This is a genomic window from Akkermansia sp. JRP_AM1 (assembly GCF_049262625.1).
Lineage (GTDB): Bacteria > Verrucomicrobiota > Verrucomicrobiia > Verrucomicrobiales > Akkermansiaceae > Akkermansia > Akkermansia massiliensis.
In genome coordinates, this window is record NZ_CP118234.1 from 2,005,082 (window position 1) to 2,023,473 (window position 18,392).

Here is an 18,392-nt window from a genome sequence, read left to right on the forward strand (position 1 = left end):
GGATTGAATTTACATGGAAAGTGTGCATCATCTGACGCGAGAAAGTGGGTTATGAATGAATTGATCATCAAGATAGGGCCGTTGTTCTGGGTTTTAAGCATTCTGGCCGTGTACGCGCTGGCGGTTGTTGCGGAGCGGATTTTATATTTCCACAGGATTCAGATTAATACCGGGGATTTTTTAAGGGGCATTTCCAAGCTGGTGAATGCCGGAAAGACGGATGAAGCCCGGCATGAGGCTTCCATTCTGCCTGGCCCGGCGGCCCGTGTGGTTGCCTCCGTGCTGGCGCATGCCGGATTGCGGCGTGAAGAGCTCCGGACCGTGGCGGAGGATTCCGTGCAGATGGAGGTGTTCCAGATTGAGAAGAATATCCGCGGCCTCCTGGTGGTGGCTACGGTGAGTCCGCTGATAGGCGTCCTGGGGACGATTCAGGGGCTGGTGGGTTTTTATTCCCAGCCGGGCCTCCTGGAAGGGAAGGCCCCCACCCTCGCCATGTCGGACGCCGTTTACCAGGCCCTGCTGAGCTCCGCCCTTGGGCTGAGCATTGCGATTCCCGCTTATTTGTTTTATTCCTACCTGGCTTCCCGCTCCCGCCAGATCGTGCATTCCCTGGAACGGGCCGGCACGGAGGCCGTGTGCCTGGTGTGCGACGCCCGCCAGAGGCGCGAGGAGGGGGAGAGCATGGCCGGACGGGGAGTGTAAGCGTAACAGGGAAGGAAAAAAGGCATGCAGATCAAGACGCGCTCAACGTTGCCCACCGGGGCGTTTTTCATGCAGGTGGTCGTCCTGCTGGATTTGGTCGTGCTTGTTTGCGTGCTGACAATCATGACTTCCCGCGTGGGGATGGCGTACGGGTATGAGGTGAAGGCCCCGTCCTCCCGTTTCCTGATGAATATTGTGGGGGATGTGGAGTTTATTTCCGTCACGGCCGGCGACCAGCCCGCTTTTTACATTGGGAACCGCCTGATTGAAGGCGGCCTTCCCGGCGTTTCCGCAGAATTGGACCGGATTTCCCGGGAGAACGAGGGGGATGGAGGGGGACGCGTGGGGATTGCCTTGCGGCTGGATTCCGCCGTTTCTCGGGCTCTGGAACAGCAGTTGGTGGATATGGTGCTTGCCAAGGGAATGACGTGCTATATTGCCGCCGAGCCTGCGGATTGATTTTTTTCCATTCTGCCGCATGAAGCTGAACAAAAAGAGCCGGGCCAAGATTTTCGACCTCCACGTGGGGTTGACGTTTGACTGGCGGGAGACCGGCATTTTGCGCTGGCGCATTTTGCTGTGGATGCTTTTGTTCGGCGTTTGCGCATCCGTGGCCGCCGTGTTTGTCCATGTGGAGGTGCCGGGAGTCCGCCGCCGTGGGGACCAGCCGGGCGCCGTGGTTCTGCTTCCTGCGGATAATCCGCGCCTGCACCAGTATGTGCTGCGCAATACTCCGCTGCCCGTGAGGGGCCCCGTCTGGGCTAATCCGGTGACAGCCGGCCCGATTGGGGAAACGGGCGTGACTCTGCCTTCCCTGCGCTCCGCCGATACGCCTCTGGCTCCTCTTCCCCCCGTGTCCGTCCCCACCGTGGCGGACCAGGTGTGGCGCATGTGGCAGCATCCGGATTTCCATATACGCGCCATGATGAATCCTTCCCTGGATGTTTCCGGCACGTGCATTCCCTACCTGTCTTTTTGTTCTCCGGGGCTGGACGGCCGGATTGTTACAGCCGGCTCCCTGTCCGGTTTTTCCAGGAGCGAGGACCATACGGGGCTGAGAAGCGAGTTTTTTGTGGTAGTGGACGTATGGGGCGTTCCCTCCCAGGTGCTGCTGCTGGAGTCTTCCGGCAGCAATGGAGCGGACGAGTCCGCCATGAGGTTTGCCCGCTCCCTGCGCTGGGTTCCGTCCCGGGAGCCGCGGAGCGGCACCATGTCCATTGAATGGAAGGAGGAAGAGCCGTGAGCATGACCCTTCACGATTTTTTGCTGCGCCTGTTTTTGCTGGCGTCCGGCGGTTTTTGCGCCGTAGTGTTCATTTGCCTGGCAATGGGGTGGGTACGGTCTTTCCTGGACCGGAGGCGCAAGGTGCGGTGCCGGATATGCGGGTTCCGGTTTTATGTGGAGGACGGGAATTCCCATGCGGAGTGCCCGCATTGCGGCGCGGCCAATAGAAAAGGCTGAAAAAAGCCCCGGGCGGGAGATCGCGCAGGGTAGTGGGGCCGGATTAATAAATCCGCAGGGATTCTTCATCAATGGGGAGCGAGTCCATGCCCAGGTCTTCCGCGCCGTGCGTTCCCATTTCCTCCCGCACATGGATGACGTCCACCCGGCTGCTCTTGCCTTCACCGGAACGGTAGCGGATGCGCGGTTCCCTGATGACGACGGTGTTGCCGCCCATGGCGGCAGCCTCCCTGGTGAAGTAGTCGATCAGTTCCTTGTCTTCCATGGAGACATGGACAATGCGCCCTTCAGGACCGTTAAAGTGCCCTACGTTGGTATATTCCCCCATGGGGTATTCATCAATGACCAGAACTTCGTTCTGAGGGATGGGCGCACGCGGTGGGCCGGAAGTGACCGGCGTCCACGCATTGGGTCCCGAGGGGGAGGAACAGGCTGCAATCAGACTTGTAATGAGGCAGAAGGCCAGACTGAAAAAAGGCGCTTTCATGGTTGTCCTGCCGTCAATAATCGGCAGGCGGCACAAAAATGCAACGGTAAACTTCGTTGCCGTCATGAAAGATTTGCACCATGACACGTTCCGGAGTTCTTTTAACGCAGTAGGAGTCGTGCTCTTCCGGAATGGGGGTGCGTAACGGCGCGTGCCGCGGCGTGCAAAGACATGCTGGCGGAATACTCCCACGACGGCATGATTGCTCATTTTGACAATGGTATAGTAGTCGCTGGTAGGCAGGGTGATGGAAGGTGGAACGTCTTTGGCACTCACGGGCGGGATTATAGAGGGCGGCTGAAAACAATGTCGAACCTGAAATGTGGCATGGGATCACGTCCGGAACGTTGGCGCGCTAGTCCGTCCGCCCCATCATTTCCCGTGTTTCCTGGATGGTGCGGGCCTGGGCCTGGCGAGCGCTCATCATGGTGGGTTGTTCAAAGCTCTGCCGCTTGGCTTCAATGTCCCGGTTGACGGTGCGTCCGAGGTGTTTGTCCGCCTCCTTCCAGGAGCGGCCCTGAAGGTCGGATTGCTGCGTGGCGTATTGTTTGGAGGCATCTTGCCAGGACTGGGTATTCACGCCCTTGGCCCGGGCAATGAAGTCCGGTGTTTCCAGTTTTCCATCCGTGAAGGATTTGACGCCGTCCCATTTCCTGGTTTCAAACTGTGTGGCGGCTCCGTCAAATTTCTTTTTTTCAAAGGCGGTGGTTTCAAAGGCCTTTTTCTCAAATTGGGACATGTCGCCGTTGTACCGGAGTCCTTCAAAGGAGCTCCGTTTCTGGGAGACCATCTTGGTGTTGCCTTCCTTGTCCGTCTGCTGGCCGAAGCCGCCGGCGAATTTCGCCTCCAGGGCATCCATCAGCTCCGCGTCCGTTTTTGCCGAGTCCGGGCGCTGTTTGGGCTGAAGGCTGGTGGTCACCGTACGTTCGGTGGCGCAGGAGCAGAGCCCTGCGGCGGCGATCAGGAGAATGTGCTGTATCCGGAACATGCTCACGGTTCCCTATATTCCCGATTGCCGCGCAAATTGCAAACAAAAAGGCGCCTCCATCGCTGAATGGAGACGCCCGGTGTAATTTGTCTGGTCCCTGCGGGGATTACTTGGAGGCGGTCAGCTTGGCGACCTGGTCCTTCAGTTCCTTGCCGACCTTGAATTTGACGACGGAGCGGGCCGGAATCGGCACGTCCTGGTCAGGATTCTTGGGATTGCGGCCTACCTTGGGCTTCACTTCCTTCACCTGGAAGGTACCAAAGTTGCGAATCACCACACGGTCACCTTCCGCAAGTGTGCTGGAGATAATGTCCACGGCACGCTGTACGATGTCGAACACTTCAATCTGGGTGAAGTTGGTTTCGGCGCTGATCTTGTTAACGAGGTCTCGTTTTGTTAATGTTTTAGCCATATGGAGTGCAGAATGATATGAATGTATGAGTTTTATAGTTCAGCGTGCGTGATTTGTCTCCTAAAAAATCACATAATCCGTGGCATGCTTGATTTTTGCGTCCTCAACTGCGTGATGCGGGGATTTTGCTTGACCGGAACGGTTTGAATGCTTCCATTATTTCCCGCCGGGCGTTCCGGCGCCGGGAGGGAGCATATGCGCACCACGTTTACAACCATGCTGACTGACGCTCAGGCCGGAAGGCTTGAGTCCATTCTTGAGGGAAAGGGGTTTGAAAGAAGGGAGGTTCCCTACGCGCGCTTTTCCTTTGCCGGGCCTTCCCTGCTGGTGACGGTTTATGAGAAGAAGAACAAGCTTCTTTTACAGGGGAAGGGAACGGACGATTTTATAGAGTTTACGCTGGAGCCGCAGGTGACCGGCCTCCTGTCACTGCAGGAGGAAGCGGAAGAGGATGAGGGGGGTAAGGGAGCCCATTTCGGCATTGATGAGAGCGGCAAGGGGGATTATTTCGGCCCTCTGGTGGTGGCCGGTGTTTATGCGGACGGGCGCATAGGCGCCGCGTTGCGCAAGCTGGGCGTCTGTGACAGCAAGCTGGTGGGTTCTTCCTCCAGAATCCGTTCCCTGGCGGAAGGGATACGCAGGGTGCCCGGCATCCGGTTCCATCTGGTGAGCATCGGCCCGGAGAGGTACAACCAGCTTTATCCGGAGTTCAAGAATTTGAACCGTTTTCTGGCCTGGGGGCATGCCACGGTGATTGAGGGCCTGGCGGCCAAGGTGCCGGACTGCCCCATGGCGCTGAGCGACCAGTTTGCCAATCCGTTTGTACTGAAAAGGGCCCTGGCGGCCAAAAAGCTGTCCATCAGGCTGGAACAGCGCGTCCGGGCGGAAAGTGACGTGGCGGTGGCCGCGGCGTCCATTCTGGCGCGCGAACGTTTTGTGAACTGGATGGATGCGGCGGGAGAGGCCGCCGGCATGAAGCTGCCGCTGGGGGCTTCCGGCCAGGTGGTAAAGGCCGCTCGCCAGTTGGTGGCCCAGCATGGGGAGCAGATGCTTCCGAAGGTGGCCAAGATGCATTTCAAGACCACGCAGAACGTGCTGAAGTGAAGGGTCAGGCCGGCGTGGCGTAGGGCGGCGCTTCCCTTTTCCATTTCCCGTCTCCCACGGAGAGGACGGTGATTCTGACCCTGTCCAGTCCGTGGTGTTTCATGTCCAGCCGTTCTGCAGCTTTTTCACTAAGGTCAATGATGCGGTTTTTGATGAAGGGGCCCCGGTCGTTGACGCGCACTTTCACGGTTTTTCCCGTGCGGAGGGACTGGACGAGCACCTCGCACGGGAGGGGCAGGGTGGGATGCGCCGCGTGCAGGTGCCAGGGGCGCACGTTTTCCCCGATGGCCGTTTCTCCGCTGACGAGCCCCCACAGCGCGCATTCATTATAATGGGAGGCGATGCCCGTTTGTTCATAGGACAGCGCCTGTTCCACGCTCATGGGGTGGTAGCGGTGGCCCCGGATGGTGTAGGGGCGGGTCATGTAGCCCGTATAGTCCCGGCTTTTGGGTGAGGAGGAGCAGGAGGCCAGCCATAACAGCCCGGCCAGCATGGCCGCTCCCCTGATGATGCCCGTCTGCATACCTTATTATATGGCCGGGAAGATGGGGTAATGCAAGACGCCGATGCGTTTTCCCGCTCCGGAGAGGACGCCGCTGCCGGGAATGCTGGCGTGTCTGCGGCAGCCGGGCCGCAGGGACAGGGAGAGGGATGGAATGGCCTTTGCCGATCTTGTTTTGATTTTGGTTGACTTGACTGGGCCGCTTGCGTAGCGTTGGTGCGATTCTGGGAACTTACTACAAATAATAGATAACATAATGAGCAGACAGGCATTTTATCCGCATCTCTCAGTGGATTGTGTGTTGATCGGGTTCGATGAGGAAGGGCTGAAGGTCCTTCTGGTTGAAAAGACACATGTCGCACCCGGCCATACCGGCGCTATTTCCAAGCTGCCCGGTGATTTGATTTATGAGGAGGAGGAACTTGACGCCGCCGCACGCCGTATCCTGTTTGACATGACCGGCATGTCTTCCCCCATTTGGAGCAGTTCCATACCTTCGGCGCGCCGTCGCGCATCAAGAATCCGGCGGACAGGGAGTGGGTGGAGGCCATCTCCGGCCAGAAGATAGGCCGCCTGGTGACGGTGGCTTACATGGCCATGCTGAGGATTTCCACCAAGCTGCGCAAGCTGATGGAGAGCCACAAAACCCGCTGGGTGCCCGTGGACGGCCTGCCGGAGCTGGCGTTTGACCACCGGGACATTATTGATCTGGCTCTGGAGAGGATACGTTCTTCCGTGAAGAAGGAGCCCGCGCTGATTTACGACATGCTGCCCGCCAAGTTTACGGCGCTTCAGCTCCGGCGGCTGAATGAGGAGATTCACGGCAAGCCCATGGACGTGCGCAATTTCCACAAGAAGATTGCCTCCCGTCCCTACATTGTGCCGCTGGATGAGAAGGAGGAGGGCGTGGCCCACCGCGCCGCGCGCTATTATCGTTTTGACCGCAAGATTTACAACCGCCTTTATTACCGGAGCTGATGCCGTCCGGCTGTCCGGGTGCGGCCGTTCCGCCTTGCCGGGCCTCTTCCCGCCATGTTTGCGGGGAGGGGCTCTTCTCATTTGACAGAGTCCGTTTTGTAACGCATCTTATCCGCACGTTGATTCCCATGACAAATCCGGCCTTCATTCCAGACGATTTTTTCAAGGTGCTGGCGCCTTCCGATATTTTTGGAACGGACGGCCCGTTTGAAGTGGATCTGGGCTGTGGAGACGGAGGGTTCCTGCTCCAGATGGCGGCCCATTATCCGGAACGCCGTTTTCTGGGCATTGAGCGGCTGTTGGGCCGCGTGCGGGGCGTTTGCTCCCGGGCAGCCGTCCGCGGCCTGGAAAACGTGAAGGTGCTCCGGGTGGAGAGCCGTTATTTCCTGGAATGGATGGTGCGGCCCGGCTGCGTTTCCCGGCTTCACTATTTGTGCCCGGACCCGTGGCCCAAGGAGAGGCACCACAAGAACCGCCTGGTGCAGGATGATTTTCTGCCCGTGCTGCACCGTTCCCTGGCGGACGGCGGGGAGTTCCTGTTTAAAACGGATCATGAGGAGTATTTCCTGTGGGTGCTGGACCATGTGGCGCGCAGCGGCCTGTTCAGCCGGTCCGGTTGGGAGGATGATGAGTTTTTTTATCCCCGGACGGATTTCCAGCTTCAATGGGAGTCCATGGGAAAACCGATTTACCGCGCCCGCTTCATTAAATTGCAGAAAGCCTGATTCCGATGCCTTTTACACTTCACCAGAAAGATTCCTCCACGGCTGCGCGCCTGGGCACGCTTGATTTGCCGCACGGCCGGGTTCCCACCCCCATCTTCATGCCGGTGGGAACGCAGGGTTCCGTGAAAACCATGCATCCGCAGGATTTGGAGACGCTGGGGGCCCGGATTATTCTGGGGAATACCTACCATTTGTCCCTGCGTCCCGGTTCCGCCCTGATCCGGGAAATGGGCGGCCTGCACCGGTTTTCCTCCTGGAACCGCCCCATTCTGACGGATTCCGGCGGTTTCCAGGTCTGGTCCCTTGCCAAGCTCCGCAAGATTACGGAGGAAGGGGTGCGCTTCCAGAACCATCTGGACGGCGCGTACATGATGCTGAGTCCGGAGCGTTCCATGGAGATCCAGGCGGACTTGGGCAGTGACATTGCCATGCTGTTTGACGAGTGCCCCCCTTATCCCTGCGACAGGAAGTACGCGGAAGCCTCCCTGGGCTATACGCTCCGGTGGGCGCGCCGCTGCAAGGACTGGGTGCAGGAGCACCGGCCCCGTTCCGGGGAAGGGCGTCAGCACCATTTCGGCATTGTGCAGGGGTCCGTGTATGCGGATTTGAGAAAGAGGTGCGCGGAGGAACTGGCCGCCATGGAGTTTGACGGTTATGCCATCGGGGGCGTTTCCGTGGGAGAGCCGGAGGAGGAGATGCTCCGGGCCATCGACCATTCCGCACCCTGGCTGCCGGAGGACAAGCCGCGGTATGCCATGGGGCTGGGCACGCCTCCCCAGCTATTGGAGATGATCGCCCGCGGCGTGGACATGTTTGACTGCGTGATGCCTACCCGCCTGGCGCGCCACGGCGTGGCCCTGACTCCGGACGGCCCCATGCATATCAAGAACCAGCGCTGGGCGGCGGATTCCCGCCCGATCGACCCGGAAGGGCATCCGCATGTCACACAATTCTCCCGCGCTTACGTGCGCCACCTATTCAAAGCCGGTGAAATACTCGCTTTAAGATTGCTTTCTTTCCAGAATCTGGAATTCTATCTCCGGCTAATGGCTCAGGCGCGTGAGGCCATAGCCGCCGGCACGTTCGGCTCCTTCAAGGATTCATTCATCGCGCGGTACAAAGCAAACGACATTTTATGAATATCTTCATGTTAGCACAGGCTCAGGATGCGGCGGCCGCCGCCGGACAGGAACCCTCCAATATGTTCCAGCAGATTCTCAGCAGCCCCATGTTCATGTTTGTGATCATCATCGTCCTGTTCTGGGTGATGCTGATCCGCCCCCAGAGAAAGGCCCAGAAGGAACAGCAGGCGCGCATCGCGGCCCTGCAGCGCGGGGACAAGGTGGTCACGAACGCCGGGCTGCACGGATTTGTGGAAAAGGTGAATGACCGCACCGTCTCCCTCAAGATTGCGGAAGGCGTGGTGGTTGAACTGGAAAAGAACGCCATCGTTCAAGTGGAGAAGTAAGGTTTTCCGCCTTCCGTACGTTTTCAGCATCCGCCCGTGTCGCCTGACGGCAAGGGCGGATGTTTATTTTTGAAACCGTCTTTTCCCGGCGGGGTTAATAAGAATGATCATGAGATTGCCTCACACGTTCATCCTGTCCTGTTCCGCGGCGCTGGCGTTCGGTTTTCTGCCGCCTGCGGCAGGTCAGACCGCGGCTTCCGTAGACCGCAGGGAAGGGGAGCCTGTTCCCAGGCCCGGACTGGAATGTCTTCAGGTAACCCTGTTGATCCGCCAGATGGTTCTGGGCCGGTATGACAGCACAGGAACGGGCATTTTGTCCGAACAGGACAAGGCCCGGCTGGTGGAGGATGCGCGCGCTGCGCAAAGGGAAGCCCGGAAGAAGTTCCTGATGCAGTTTGACAAGGATGGGGACGGAAAGCTTTCTCCGGAAGAGTACAAGGCCTTCCGGGAGCATGTGGAGAAACGCCGCGGTTCCCGCAGGCCGGACGCCGCCCCGGACAAGCGGGGCGAGCTGCCCCCTCCTCCCCCCTCCCGGCGAAGGGCGGGAAATGCCCATGGTGGAAATCCGGACGGCGGCCCGGAAGCGCTTCATGGTGGCTCCCGGCCTGTTCCTGCTGACCCGGAACATGCTGATGCAGAAGTATGACGCCAACGGAAACGGCCGCATTGATCCGGAGGAGCATGCCGCTGTCATGAAGGATGCGGCGGCTCTGTACTGGGCCAGAATGAAGGAGATGATGGACCTTTACGACCTGGACCAGGATGGCGTGCTCAGCCCGGTGGAGAAGGAGCAGGCTCTGGCGGACAGCCATAAGGACAGTCCCCTGTATGCCATGGAGGAACCGGACGACATTGACCTGTTCATCCGGGCGAATATCAGTGAAGTGCTGCTGAAGGAGGCTCCCGTGAACAGCGGGGAGGAAAAGGAGAAGGGCACGGAATAATTTTATTCTTCATGATGGAGAACCCTCTGGAACCGGAACAGGCCTTCCTGCAATATCTGGAGGTGGAAAAGCAGGCCTCCCCATACGGTGGAGGTATATGCCCGCGCGCTGCGCCAGTTCCGGGCCTGGGCGGACGGGATGTTCACGGGGTGGGAAAACTGTACTCCGGACCAGATGAGGGACTGGCTGTTCCAGGAACTGAAGGATGAGGCCGCTACCGCCTCCATCCGCCTGAGGTTTGCCGCCCTGCGCAGTTTTTACCGTTTCATGATGCGGCGGCGCAGCCTGGAAGCGAGCCCGATGACGGGCGTCTCCCTCCCCAGGAAAAAGAAAAACCTGCCCGTTTTCCTGACGCTTAACCAGATGCTGGAATTGCTGGAGCTGCCGTACAAGACGCCCGTTCCTGCGAATGCCCCCGCGTGGCTTCCCTACCGTGACGCGGCTATTCTGGAACTTTTTTATTCCTGCGGGATGCGCCTGAGTGAACTGGTGGGGCTGGACGTCAGCAGCGTGGACCACCGTTTCCGGGGGGTGCGGGTGATGGGAAAGGGGCGCAAGGAGCGCATTCTGCCTGTGGGCGCTCCTGCGCTGGCGGCTCTGGAGGCCTATGCCTCCATGGCCTGCCTGCCTAGAATTCCCCCCTGTTTGTCTCCCGCATAGGAACCCGGCTCAGCGCGCGCGCCGTTCAGATGATGCTGGACAAGTACGTGAAGCTGTCTTCCATTCCTTTCACCATTTCCCCCCACAAGATCAGGCACACGTTTGCCACGCACATTCTGGATGCCGGGGCGGATCTTCGTTCCGTCCAGGAACTGCTGGGCCATGCCTCCCTGTCCACCACTCAGATTTATACGCATGTGACGCGGGCCAGAATGGCGGAAGTTTACAGGCAGGCGCATCCCAGGGCATAAGGCCGTTTTATCCCATGACGGAAGAACTCATATTCGCAGGAATCCTGCTGCTCTCCCAGGCGTCTCCGGGCCCTGACCAGGCTTTTGTCACCCGGAGCACCCTGGCTTACGGCTTTGGCGCCGGGGTGATGGCGGCTCTGGGCATTGGAACAGGGGTGGTCGCCCACGCGGCGCTGGCTTGCACGGTGGGGGCTTCCGTTTTTCACAGCTCCCTGGGGCTGGTGCTTTTCTGTGCCGCCTCCTGCTGGATGCTGTACCTGGCGTGGAAGATATGGCCGCGGGGGAGGAAGGGCAGCCTTGCCGGGAGCGGGGATATTCCCCCGGCTTCCGGCATTTACCGGGATGCCCTGGTGACCAACCTGATGAACCCCAAGGCCACGTTCTTCTTCGTGGCCCTCTCCGCCCCGCTGCTGGAAAAGAATCATGACCCTTCCTATGCCCTGTTCCTTGGCGCATTGATTGTGGTGACTGGGACGGCGGGGTGGATTCTGTGGGCTCTGGTTTTCCGCTGGCAGCCTATCCGGTCCTTTTATGACCGGCATGCCGGAGGGGTGGATGGAGTGCTGTCTCTTGTGCTGGCGGGGTTCGGCCTCAGCATGCTGTACTCCTTCGGGCGCATGGCGGTGGAAAGTTTTTCCTGATGCGGAGATGGGAGGGAACGGCTTTTTTCTCGGAAAAATAACTCTGGTATTGACAATGACTCCATTATATCGCATACATCTGCACCCGCTGTGGGGAGCTGAACGCGCACGCATGTGAGTGACAAGGCGCGCAAGTTCCCCATTAACACCTTTTACTTATAATTGATATGGCAGTAGCAATCAGACTCAACCGTCAGGGTTCCAAGGACCGTCCTTACTATAAAATCGTAGTTGTCGACAGCCGTGCTCGTCGCGACGGCCGTTACATCGAACAAGTGGGCTCCTATGATCCCATGAAGGAAGGCGTCAACTACACCATCAACCTGGAAAAGGTTGACAAGTGGCTTGCCAACGGCGCGCAGCCCTCTGAAACGGTCAATTCCATGATCCGCAAGGCCCGCAAGGCCTAAGCCCGGTTCTTCATCATCTTTCCTGAAGGCGTTCCTCTGACGGGGACCGCCTTTTGTTGTTTCTTGCGCTGATGCGGGAGAATTGTCAGGTGGCATCCCTGCGTCGGGAATCTCCCGTACATAGAAAAACGGCCCGGCGTCACTGCCGGCGGGACTGGAACACCCTGGCGGATTCCAGAATGCCGAACGCGATCTCATGAATGTGAAGATTGGCCGTGTCAATGGTCAGGTGCGCCGTTTCCCGGTAAAAATCATGCCGCTCTTTCATGAGGCGCCCCAGCACGGCTTTGGGATTGGGCTGCTGGAGCAGGGGGCGGTTGGTGCATCTGGAAATGCGCTGGTACAGGGTGTTCACATCCGTATGAAGCCAGACGACGAAGCCCAGCTTTTTCAGCAGGTCCCGGTTTTCCGGCCTGATAGTGATGCCGCCGCCTGTTGAAATAATGCGGCTTTGCCTGGCCGCCCCATGCAATTGGCGCAGAATTCCGGTTTCCAGGTCACGGAAATGTGATTCTCCATGAGCCTTGAAAATCTGCGGAATGCTCATTCCCGTCTGGTGCTCGATCATCTGGTCCGTATCCGTGAAACGAAGGCTCGTCTCCCGGTGCAATTCCTTCCCGATGGTCGTTTTGCCGCACCCCATCAGCCCGATCAGGATGATGTTTGGCAAGGATGTTGGCGCGGCCCCCTTCATGGCCTGATTGTACTCAATCCGGCGGCGTGAGAAAACAACTTTTTAGCCGTATGGCCTTTTCCGTCTCCCTCTTCCGCTCCGGGCGGAATGCCGCAATGGGAAGGGTCAAGGAGACCCGGTTTGGCAAATAGGGGAAGGCCAGGAACCTTCATGTCCGGCTGAGATGCCGCACTTCCGCGAATTTGACGGCTTCTCCCCTCCGGGGAAGGAGGTCTTACTTGACGCAGGAGCTTCCTTCAGGCAAGGATAAGGCCATGCAAACCGAAATGTTCGAGGTAGACCCCCTGTCAGACAACCGCAAGCTGTATGTCCGTGCGGCGGAAGCGCTGGCTGCGGGAGCGCTGGTGGGAATCCCCACGGAGACCGTGTATGGCCTGGGAGCGGATGCCTTGAATCCGGAAGCGGTAGCCAGAGTTTTTGAAGCCAAGGGAAGGCCCTCCTTCAATCCCCTGATTATCCATGTTCATCATGGAAAGGAGGTGGACAAATACACCGCCATTCCGGAGGAACTGAAGGAACTGGTGCATACGCTGGCCTCCAAATTCTGGCCGGGGCCGCTGACGATGGTATTGCCGAAGGCGGACATCATCCCGGACATCGTGACCAGCGGCCTGCCTACGGTGGCCGTGCGCGTAAGCGCGCATCCCGCCATGCGCGGGGTGGCGAAAGCGCTGGGCCGTCCCGTGGCTGCGCCCAGCGCCAACCGCTTCGGCCATATCAGCCCTACTTCCGCCTCCGCCGTGCAGAAGGAGCTGGATGGACGCATAGAAATGATTCTGGACGCCGGAGCCTGCTCCGAGGGGCTGGAAAGCACCATCGTGCGTCCCATGCTTGACGAGAAGGGAAAGCCCGCGCTGGAACTGCTGCGTGAAGGTCCGGTGACCCGGGAGCAGTTCCGGAACCTGGTGAAGGTGGTGCGCCGCAAGCCTGCTGTCCGTCCCGTTTCGGAAGAAGCTCCGGCGGATGCTCCGGGCCAGCTCGGCAGCCATTACGCTCCGCGCAAACCCATGACGCTGCTGGAAGCCGGGGAAGAATTCGTGCCCGTGGAAGGAGTGCGGTACGGTCTGCTCTCCTATGAGGGAACGTCTGATCTTGCCCAGGAGGGCAGGTGGACGGAAGTGGTGGCCATGAGCCCCGGCAGCGGACGGCTGGCGGAGGCTGCCGTGCGCCTGTTTGCCCTGATGAGGCAGATGGATGAAAATGAAGCCATTGACGTCATCGTGGCGGAACCCGTTCCGGAAGCCGGGCTGGGCCGGGCCATCATGGACCGCCTGCGCCGCGCCTCCGCCTCCAGGGAATGACTTGTCCACGGCTCCCCGGATATGCTACAGTCACCGCGAATCCCTTTTTGAACTTATGGCCGCTACGTTATTTGAAAAAATCTGTTCCGGGGAAATCCCTGCGGACATCGTGTACCAGGATGAACAATGCGTCTGCTTCCGGGACATCAGCCCCCAGGCTCCGGAACACCTGCTGCTGGTTCCTCGCAAACCCATTCCCCGCCTTTCCGGTGCAGGGGAGGAAGATGCCGCCCTGCTGGGCCATATGATGCTGGCCGCCGGACGGATTGCACGGACCCTCCACCTGGATGAAAGCGGCTTCCGCCTAGTCATCAACAACGGCCCGGACGCCGGAGAGGCGGTACCCCATCTGCACATGCACCTGCTGGCAGGCCGCAAGCTGGAATGGCCTCCCGGTTAGGCCGGAGCGGAATTAGTGCCGCCGGTGGGAGGGAGGGGATGTGTCATTCCTGCCCTTTTCCGGGGATGGTGCCGCCCTGTCTGCTTGTCAGGCGTGGAGTCTGCCTGTAAGATGCATTCATGAAAAGATTGCTGGTAGAGCTTGAAAACTTGCCGGAAGCGGGGAAAAAATACAGCGGTGAGCTGGATTCCGAAATCTTCGGCATCGATGATGAAGAGGTTACTTCCATTGGGCCTCTTGCTTTTGACTTGCAGGTGCAGAGATTTGAAAACGAATTATTCGTACGGGGCAATATTTCCGCTCCGTTCAAATTCCGTTGCGTGCGCTGCCTGGGCTACTTTGACTACGTGGTGGAGGTGAGCGATTTTGCCGCCTCTTTTGAAATTGACGCACAGAGTGTTGTGGACGTTTCAGACTCCATGAGGGAGGAAATAGTCCTGGATTTTCCTGCCTATCCGAAATGTGCGGACGGAGGCATGGAAAATGACTGTATGGCGAAAACTCCATATTTTGGAGTGGACAAAGAGGGGGGAACGGGTGTAAACAGTTCTGCCCCGAGCAAGAATAGCGGCGTGTGGGACGCCCTCAATGAGCTGGGGGATCATCATTAATCACCTTTTTACCAACTAAAATTATGGCAGCACCTAAGCGCAGAACGTCCAAGATGAAGCAGCGTACCCGCCTTGCCGCGCAGGCATGGCGTGCTCCGAAGCTCCGCAAGTGCCAGAATTGCGGCAGCAGCACCCCCGGTCATACCGCCTGCCCCAATTGCGGTACGTACACGACCCGCTCCGGCAAGGAAATCGTGGTGAAGGCGGAAGCGTAAGCTCCGCAGGCGCCGCATTTGCCTTGAAAGTTATCGCCGTACTGCGGCGCTACCATGTAGACCTCTCCAGCCGCTTTTGCTCCGCAAAGCGGCTGAACTTGCTTGAAGCAGGCTATTTTTTCTGCTAACACACTTCTTCAACAAATACTATGAAGATTGCACTGGATGTGATGGGCGGCGACAATGCGCCCGATATTAACATGGACGGGGCGAAGCGGGCCCTGCAGGATTTCCCTCTCATTGAAAAAATCTATCTTGTGGGGAGGGAAGAGGTGGTGCGCAGCTCCTGTGACCGCTGGGGGCTTTCCGGCCCGCGCGTGGAAATCGTTCCCGCCGCGGAAGTGGTGGAAATGAATGAATCCGGGCTGCTGGCGGTAAGGAAAAAGAAAAACTCTTCCATGTCCGTCTCCGTGGACTTGGTCAAGACCGGGGATGCGGACGCCGTGGTCAGCGCGGGCAACACGGGCGCGGCCGTAGCGGCCGCCACCATCAAGCTCAGGCTGCTCGACGGCGTGGAGCGCGCGGGCATCGTGACCCAGCTTCCGAATGAATTCGGAGTCTGCAATGTGACGGACACCGGAGCCAATCCGGACGCCAAGCCCCGTCATCTGGTGGGCTATGCCGTTATGGCCAGCATTCTGGCGCGTTCCGTATACGGCAAGCCGATGCCCAAGGTGGGCGTCATGAGCAATGGCTCCGAGGATGAAAAGGGAACGGACTTTACCAAGGGAACTTTTTGTCTGTTGAAGCATCTGGAGGAGCGCGGCGCGCTCCCTTTTAAATTTGTGGGCAATGTGGAAGGCCACGATCTCTTTGAACATGAAATAGACGTGGCGCTGACGGACGGCTTTACCGGGAACGTCCTGCTGAAAACCTGCGAGGCCACCGCCAAGGCGTTCGGCAAATGGCTGAAGGAGGAACTTCAGGCAAACCCGCTCCGCATGATGGGAGCCGCCTGCGCTTCCGGCGCATTCCGCGCCATGAAGGCGCGCCTCTGCAGACTCCGTGGGGGAAGCCCCCTGCTGGGCGTCCGGGGCGTGACGATCATTGCGCATGGCAGCTCCACCCCCGTCGCTATCCGCAATGCCCTGAGAGTCTCCATGGAAATGGTGCAGCAGGGTGTCAATCCCCTCATTGAAGAGGAGATGGCCAGGCTGGGCACTATTCCGGAGGTTTCCGAAGTGTACCCCAAATAATCAATCATGTTTCATTTTCTGAAAAAACATGCCGCAGCAGCGGCAAAAGAAGGAAAAAAACCGGAAGAGGCGGCCTCCGTGCCCCGCTCCCCGGTGACCGACTGGACTCCAGCCTGGCGGTATCCGTGGGCCTGTGCGTGCTGGTCTTCATCGTTCTTCAATGGATGGGCAGTTACAGTCCCCATTGGGGGAAATCCGTCTGGCACCATGTGTCGGAAGCCTTTCTGCTCTTCTCCGTGACGCTGGCGCTGATGCCCATGTACTGGCTCTGCGCCGGTTCCCTGCGCAGGAAAAACAAAACCTTTGTCGTCACGTGGGGGGCCATTCTGGTCCAGCTCCTGTTCTTTGGCCTTATCCGGCATGTGACGGCTGATATTACGTCCGACATCGGCAACGAACTCCTGTACCTGCCCTATATGATGGCACCGCTGATTGTAACGGTGCTGCTGGGGCCGCTGCTGGGCATGTTCGCCACCATCTCCATCTGCATGCTCGGTGGATTCTTCATCCTGCCGGAGCAGTACGTACCGGAAAAGCAGGTCCAATTCTGGATCTTGAGCTCCCTCTCCGGCATGCTCACCGTGCTGCTTACCCATAACCTGCGGAACCGTGCCCAGTTGCTGCGTGCGGGCTTCTTCGTGGGGCTGCTCGTCATGGTATTGTGCTGCATCATGGGCGTCATCAATCTCCAGGCGTGGGACTACAACCTGGTAGGCGTACTGGTATGCCTGGCCGTGGCGTTTGGCGTAAGCATGCTGACCAGCGTGCTGATCAGCGGCGTACTGCCTATTATAGAAGGGGTCTTTAAAATCATTACGCCCATTTCCTGGCTGGAAATGGCGGACATGAACCGCCCGCTGATGAAGAGGCTGCAAATGGAAGCTCCGGGTACCTTCCACCACTGCCTGATGGTCGCCCAGCTGGCGGAAGCGGCGGCGGAAGCCATCGGCGCCAACCCCATTGAATGCCGGGTAGCGGCCTATTACCATGACATCGGCAAAATGCAGAACCCCCTCTACTTCATTGAAAACATCATGGACGGCCCCAACCCCCATGATGAGCTCACGCCCAGCATGAGCGCCCGCATCATCATCGACCACGTTCAGGACGGGGTGGAGCTGGCCAGGGCGAACAACCTTCCGCGTCCTCTGGTGGACGTTATTGAGCAGCATCACGGCACCTCGCTGGCCTACTTCTTTTACCGGAAGGCCCTTCAATACCGGGATGAAATTCTGAGCCGGGTGGAAAGCGGGCTGGCCTCTCCGGACGATGTGCCGGAAGTGGTGGAATCCAACTTCCGCTACAAGGGCCCCAACCCCCAGAGCAAGGAAACGGGCATCGTCAGCCTGGCGGACATCGTGGAAAGCGCCACGCGCTCCATGGGAAAAATCTCCTGTGAGGAAATGCAGAAAAGGGTGGATGAACTCCTGAAGCAGAGGGTGGTGGACGGCCATTTGGACGATTGCGGCCTTACCTTCGGGGATCTCAAGAAAATCCGCAACAGCTTCATCAAGACGCTGAAAAGCATTCACCACAACCGCATTGCGTATCCTTCCCACAATCCGGAGGCAAAAATTGAAAAGCCTGTTCTTCCTGTGGTGACTGCCATGAAGGAAGAGGAAAAAGCGGAGAAAAAGGAAAAGGAAGGCAAAGCTGTTCCGGAAATCATGGAACTGCCCGATGCCGGTCAGCAGGAAAAGCCCGCAGAGGTGGAGCAGAAGGACGGGACGGATACGGAGAAAAATGAAACCGCGTCTTGAACTTTATAATCATCTGGAAGAAGGGCGTCTCAGTCCGTCCGTTGCGGATGCCCTGGCCCGCGCCCTGGATGCCTGCCTCCCCGCTGTGCTGGCATTGCCTGAAGGCCCTGTGCCCGTCCTCTCCGTATTGGACGAGGTGGAAATAAGCGTGGTGGACGATGACGTGATCCGGGACGTGCACGCCCGTTTTCTGAATGATCCCACGGTGACGGACGTCATCACCTTCCCGCATGGGGACGGAATGGGGGAAATCATCGTCAGTTATGATACCGCCATCCGGCAGGCGTCGGAATTCAATGAGCCGGTTTTCAGGGAGCTCTTCCGGTACATGGTGCATGGTCTCCTGCACCTGCACGGCTACATAGACACGGAGCCGGAAGAACGGGAACGCATGTTCTCCCGTCAGGAACCGCTGGTGCGGGAATTCGGGACTGCCCTGGCAGGCATCTCTTTCCCGGATAACTGCTGACCCGGCGGCTGAA

General features: G+C 58.7%; 26 protein-coding genes and 1 pseudogene. 22 read left to right on the plus strand and 5 right to left on the minus strand.

The features are described 5' to 3' along the window. Nucleotides 1-51: 51 nt before the first annotated feature. The 4 genes from PVA48_RS09555 to PVA48_RS09570 are packed head-to-tail and all read left to right on the plus strand — an operon-like array spanning nt 52 to nt 2,163. Nucleotides 52-702: a MotA/TolQ/ExbB proton channel family protein gene (locus PVA48_RS09555; protein ID WP_022397803.1), complete on the plus strand. Its 651-nt coding sequence runs from the start codon at nt 52-54 to the stop codon at nt 700-702. A 24-nt stretch (nt 703-726) separates the two neighbouring features. After that, a complete protein-coding gene (locus PVA48_RS09560) occupies nt 727-1,161 on the plus strand; it encodes a hypothetical protein (RefSeq protein WP_022397804.1) in 435 nt (144 codons plus the stop codon). A gap of 19 nt (nt 1,162-1,180) precedes the next feature. Then, on the plus strand, nt 1,181-1,945 hold the full coding sequence (locus PVA48_RS09565; protein ID WP_102749453.1) for an energy transducer TonB: 765 nt from the start codon (nt 1,181-1,183) through the stop codon (nt 1,943-1,945). Beyond that, nucleotides 1,942-2,163: a hypothetical protein gene (locus PVA48_RS09570; protein WP_423231650.1), complete on the plus strand. Its 222-nt coding sequence runs from the start codon at nt 1,942-1,944 to the stop codon at nt 2,161-2,163. Before PVA48_RS09565 ends, PVA48_RS09570 begins: the two co-directional genes overlap by 4 nt. Before the next feature lie 43 nt (nt 2,164-2,206). Here the strand turns inward: PVA48_RS09570 and PVA48_RS09575 are convergent, their stop codons facing one another. The 3 genes from PVA48_RS09575 to PVA48_RS09585 form a co-directional block, all read right to left on the minus strand. Beyond that, the gene (locus PVA48_RS09575) at nt 2,207-2,926 is read right to left on the minus strand and encodes a hypothetical protein (RefSeq protein ID WP_423231651.1); all 720 of its coding nucleotides are present in this window, start codon (nt 2,924-2,926) and stop codon (nt 2,207-2,209) included. A 79-nt stretch (nt 2,927-3,005) separates the two neighbouring features. Then, nucleotides 3,006-3,644, minus strand: coding sequence for a hypothetical protein (locus tag PVA48_RS09580; protein WP_423231652.1), 639 nt, complete (start codon nt 3,642-3,644; stop codon nt 3,006-3,008). A 100-nt stretch (nt 3,645-3,744) separates the two neighbouring features. Next, nucleotides 3,745-4,086, minus strand: coding sequence for an HU family DNA-binding protein (locus PVA48_RS09585; RefSeq protein ID WP_306419612.1), 342 nt, complete (start codon nt 4,084-4,086; stop codon nt 3,745-3,747). A 180-nt stretch (nt 4,087-4,266) separates the two neighbouring features. On the opposite strand from PVA48_RS09585, the gene rnhC reads away from it, so the two are divergent. Then, nucleotides 4,267-5,154, plus strand: coding sequence for a ribonuclease HIII (gene rnhC / locus PVA48_RS09590; protein WP_215832632.1), 888 nt, complete (start codon nt 4,267-4,269; stop codon nt 5,152-5,154). 4 nt (nt 5,155-5,158) lie between these two features. On the opposite strand, the gene PVA48_RS09595 is transcribed toward rnhC, so the two are convergent. Next, complete coding sequence (locus tag PVA48_RS09595; RefSeq protein WP_022397810.1) at nt 5,159-5,677, minus strand: septal ring lytic transglycosylase RlpA family protein; 519 nt, start codon at nt 5,675-5,677, stop codon at nt 5,159-5,161. Nucleotides 5,678-5,912: 235 nt separating this feature from the next. Between PVA48_RS09595 and PVA48_RS09600 the strand changes: the two are divergent. The 10 genes and pseudogenes from PVA48_RS09600 to rpsP all read left to right on the plus strand — a co-directional run bounded on the left by PVA48_RS09600 (nt 5,913) and on the right by rpsP (nt 11,733). After that, nucleotides 5,913-6,634 (plus strand): annotated as a pseudogene (locus PVA48_RS09600) (NUDIX hydrolase). 128 nt (nt 6,635-6,762) lie between these two features. After that, a complete protein-coding gene (gene trmB, locus PVA48_RS09605) occupies nt 6,763-7,359 on the plus strand; it encodes a tRNA (guanosine(46)-N7)-methyltransferase TrmB (protein WP_423231653.1) in 597 nt (198 codons plus the stop codon). 5 nt (nt 7,360-7,364) lie between these two features. After that, nucleotides 7,365-8,498 carry a tRNA guanosine(34) transglycosylase Tgt gene (tgt, locus tag PVA48_RS09610; protein ID WP_022397813.1) on the plus strand — a complete coding sequence of 378 codons (1,134 nt, stop codon included), beginning with the start codon at nt 7,365-7,367 and terminating at the stop codon, nt 8,496-8,498. A gap of 8 nt (nt 8,499-8,506) precedes the next feature. Next, the gene (gene yajC / locus PVA48_RS09615; protein WP_240454344.1) at nt 8,507-8,827 is read left to right on the plus strand and encodes a preprotein translocase subunit YajC; all 321 of its coding nucleotides are present in this window, start codon (nt 8,507-8,509) and stop codon (nt 8,825-8,827) included. Nucleotides 8,828-8,936: 109 nt separating this feature from the next. Next, nucleotides 8,937-9,473 carry a hypothetical protein gene (locus PVA48_RS09620; RefSeq protein ID WP_423231654.1) on the plus strand — a complete coding sequence of 179 codons (537 nt, stop codon included), beginning with the start codon at nt 8,937-8,939 and terminating at the stop codon, nt 9,471-9,473. Next, nucleotides 9,418-9,771 carry a hypothetical protein gene (locus PVA48_RS09625; RefSeq protein WP_423231655.1) on the plus strand — a complete coding sequence of 118 codons (354 nt, stop codon included), beginning with the start codon at nt 9,418-9,420 and terminating at the stop codon, nt 9,769-9,771. The genes PVA48_RS09620 and PVA48_RS09625 overlap by 56 nt, the downstream gene beginning before the upstream one ends. Before the next feature lie 87 nt (nt 9,772-9,858). Further along, nucleotides 9,859-10,431, plus strand: a complete 573-nt coding sequence (locus PVA48_RS09630) for a tyrosine-type recombinase/integrase (protein WP_423231656.1) — start codon at nt 9,859-9,861, stop codon at nt 10,429-10,431. A gap of 29 nt (nt 10,432-10,460) precedes the next feature. Then, on the plus strand, nt 10,461-10,682 hold the full coding sequence (locus PVA48_RS09635; protein ID WP_423231657.1) for a tyrosine-type recombinase/integrase: 222 nt from the start codon (nt 10,461-10,463) through the stop codon (nt 10,680-10,682). A gap of 14 nt (nt 10,683-10,696) precedes the next feature. Further along, complete coding sequence (locus PVA48_RS09640; protein ID WP_022397817.1) at nt 10,697-11,323, plus strand: LysE family translocator; 627 nt, start codon at nt 10,697-10,699, stop codon at nt 11,321-11,323. Between the two features lie 167 nt (nt 11,324-11,490). After that, the gene (rpsP, locus tag PVA48_RS09645; RefSeq protein ID WP_012419329.1) at nt 11,491-11,733 is read left to right on the plus strand and encodes a 30S ribosomal protein S16; all 243 of its coding nucleotides are present in this window, start codon (nt 11,491-11,493) and stop codon (nt 11,731-11,733) included. Between the two features lie 139 nt (nt 11,734-11,872). On the opposite strand, the gene PVA48_RS09650 is transcribed toward rpsP, so the two are convergent. Beyond that, nucleotides 11,873-12,403, minus strand: coding sequence for a shikimate kinase (locus PVA48_RS09650; RefSeq protein WP_180971073.1), 531 nt, complete (start codon nt 12,401-12,403; stop codon nt 11,873-11,875). 278 nt (nt 12,404-12,681) lie between these two features. On the opposite strand from PVA48_RS09650, the gene PVA48_RS09655 reads away from it, so the two are divergent. The 7 genes from PVA48_RS09655 to ybeY all read left to right on the plus strand — a co-directional run bounded on the left by PVA48_RS09655 (nt 12,682) and on the right by ybeY (nt 18,379). Then, nucleotides 12,682-13,728 (plus strand): L-threonylcarbamoyladenylate synthase, encoded by a 1,047-nt coding sequence (locus PVA48_RS09655; RefSeq protein ID WP_423231658.1) that lies wholly within the window; start codon nt 12,682-12,684, stop codon nt 13,726-13,728. Between the two features lie 55 nt (nt 13,729-13,783). Further along, nucleotides 13,784-14,128, plus strand: coding sequence for a histidine triad nucleotide-binding protein (locus PVA48_RS09660; protein ID WP_022397820.1), 345 nt, complete (start codon nt 13,784-13,786; stop codon nt 14,126-14,128). 119 nt (nt 14,129-14,247) lie between these two features. Then, complete coding sequence (locus PVA48_RS09665) at nt 14,248-14,739, plus strand: YceD family protein (protein WP_022397821.1); 492 nt, start codon at nt 14,248-14,250, stop codon at nt 14,737-14,739. A gap of 23 nt (nt 14,740-14,762) precedes the next feature. Beyond that, nucleotides 14,763-14,954 (plus strand): 50S ribosomal protein L32, encoded by a 192-nt coding sequence (rpmF, locus tag PVA48_RS09670; RefSeq protein WP_012419324.1) that lies wholly within the window; start codon nt 14,763-14,765, stop codon nt 14,952-14,954. A gap of 149 nt (nt 14,955-15,103) precedes the next feature. After that, the gene (plsX, locus tag PVA48_RS09675; protein ID WP_423231659.1) at nt 15,104-16,150 is read left to right on the plus strand and encodes a phosphate acyltransferase PlsX; all 1,047 of its coding nucleotides are present in this window, start codon (nt 15,104-15,106) and stop codon (nt 16,148-16,150) included. Nucleotides 16,151-16,275: 125 nt separating this feature from the next. Beyond that, a complete protein-coding gene (locus PVA48_RS09680; protein ID WP_423231660.1) occupies nt 16,276-17,910 on the plus strand; it encodes an HD family phosphohydrolase in 1,635 nt (544 codons plus the stop codon). Next, a complete protein-coding gene (gene ybeY / locus PVA48_RS09685; protein WP_180975201.1) occupies nt 17,894-18,379 on the plus strand; it encodes an rRNA maturation RNase YbeY in 486 nt (161 codons plus the stop codon). Before PVA48_RS09680 ends, ybeY begins: the two co-directional genes overlap by 17 nt. Nucleotides 18,380-18,392: the final 13 nt, after the last annotated feature.

What these genes read in the sequence shown, in the direction of transcription:
- PVA48_RS09665 (WP_022397821.1), top strand. Translation starts at nt 14,248, where the DNA reads ATGAAAAGATTGCTGGTAGAGCTTGAAAACTTGCCGGAAGCGGGGAAA.
- PVA48_RS09635 (WP_423231657.1), top strand. Translation starts at nt 10,461, where the DNA reads ATGATGCTGGACAAGTACGTGAAGCTGTCTTCCATTCCTTTCACCATT.
- PVA48_RS09565 (WP_102749453.1), top strand. Translation starts at nt 1,181, where the DNA reads ATGAAGCTGAACAAAAAGAGCCGGGCCAAGATTTTCGACCTCCACGTG.
- PVA48_RS09595 (WP_022397810.1), bottom strand. Translation starts at nt 5,677, where the DNA reads ATGCAGACGGGCATCATCAGGGGAGCGGCCATGCTGGCCGGGCTGTTA.
- PVA48_RS09640 (WP_022397817.1), top strand. Translation starts at nt 10,697, where the DNA reads ATGACGGAAGAACTCATATTCGCAGGAATCCTGCTGCTCTCCCAGGCG.
- plsX (WP_423231659.1), top strand. Translation starts at nt 15,104, where the DNA reads ATGAAGATTGCACTGGATGTGATGGGCGGCGACAATGCGCCCGATATT.
- PVA48_RS09625 (WP_423231655.1), top strand. Translation starts at nt 9,418, where the DNA reads ATGGTGGCTCCCGGCCTGTTCCTGCTGACCCGGAACATGCTGATGCAG.
- tgt (WP_022397813.1), top strand. Translation starts at nt 7,365, where the DNA reads ATGCCTTTTACACTTCACCAGAAAGATTCCTCCACGGCTGCGCGCCTG.
- ybeY (WP_180975201.1), top strand. Translation starts at nt 17,894, where the DNA reads ATGAAACCGCGTCTTGAACTTTATAATCATCTGGAAGAAGGGCGTCTC.
- yajC (WP_240454344.1), top strand. Translation starts at nt 8,507, where the DNA reads ATGTTAGCACAGGCTCAGGATGCGGCGGCCGCCGCCGGACAGGAACCC.
- PVA48_RS09660 (WP_022397820.1), top strand. Translation starts at nt 13,784, where the DNA reads ATGGCCGCTACGTTATTTGAAAAAATCTGTTCCGGGGAAATCCCTGCG.
- rnhC (WP_215832632.1), top strand. Translation starts at nt 4,267, where the DNA reads ATGCTGACTGACGCTCAGGCCGGAAGGCTTGAGTCCATTCTTGAGGGA.
- PVA48_RS09555 (WP_022397803.1), top strand. Translation starts at nt 52, where the DNA reads ATGAATGAATTGATCATCAAGATAGGGCCGTTGTTCTGGGTTTTAAGC.
- rpsP (WP_012419329.1), top strand. Translation starts at nt 11,491, where the DNA reads ATGGCAGTAGCAATCAGACTCAACCGTCAGGGTTCCAAGGACCGTCCT.
- PVA48_RS09560 (WP_022397804.1), top strand. Translation starts at nt 727, where the DNA reads ATGCAGATCAAGACGCGCTCAACGTTGCCCACCGGGGCGTTTTTCATG.
- PVA48_RS09655 (WP_423231658.1), top strand. Translation starts at nt 12,682, where the DNA reads ATGCAAACCGAAATGTTCGAGGTAGACCCCCTGTCAGACAACCGCAAG.
- trmB (WP_423231653.1), top strand. Translation starts at nt 6,763, where the DNA reads ATGACAAATCCGGCCTTCATTCCAGACGATTTTTTCAAGGTGCTGGCG.
- PVA48_RS09620 (WP_423231654.1), top strand. Translation starts at nt 8,937, where the DNA reads ATGAGATTGCCTCACACGTTCATCCTGTCCTGTTCCGCGGCGCTGGCG.
- rpmF (WP_012419324.1), top strand. Translation starts at nt 14,763, where the DNA reads ATGGCAGCACCTAAGCGCAGAACGTCCAAGATGAAGCAGCGTACCCGC.